This is a genomic window from Gilvimarinus sp. 1_MG-2023 (genome assembly GCF_030548285.1).
Genome location: NZ_JAUOSC010000296.1, coordinates 1 through 384, shown reverse-complemented (window position 1 = coordinate 384; position 384 = coordinate 1). Strand labels below are relative to the sequence as shown.

Here is a 384-nt window from a genome sequence, read left to right as displayed (position 1 = left end):
GACTTCCACACCCAGGCCGGTTTCGGAACTCAGAATATGTGCGGATACTGCCCCGGTTTCATTCAGGAGCCATACTGAGTCCGAGTCCGAGTCCGAGTCCGAGTCCGATACATCACTGCTTGAACTGTCATCCGAAGTGCTATCGCCAGAAGCACTGCCGCCACAGGCGGTCAGGTTGGCAGCCGCAAAAGCCAACAGTAATGCGCTTAATAACGGTGTTATACGGTTGGTTTCCATAGTGCAGTGATCCGGGTCATAAAGTAGGTAGTCAGTGTAGCGATCGCAATGCAAAGTAATGGTGGGTGTTCGGTAAGGATTTGAAAATATAGGCTGGTTTTATGGAACTTCACCTGTCATTCACGCAAGCGGCGACTGGTTGCGTGT

The 384-nt window shown here is 51.3% G+C and carries 1 protein-coding gene; it reads right to left on the bottom strand.

The window, feature by feature from the left end; translation table 11 throughout:
* Positions 1-237 (bottom strand): hypothetical protein (locus Q4563_RS16865; RefSeq protein ID WP_303605312.1); only part of this gene is annotated, 237 nt, incomplete at its 3' end.
* Positions 238-384 lie beyond the last annotated feature (147 nt).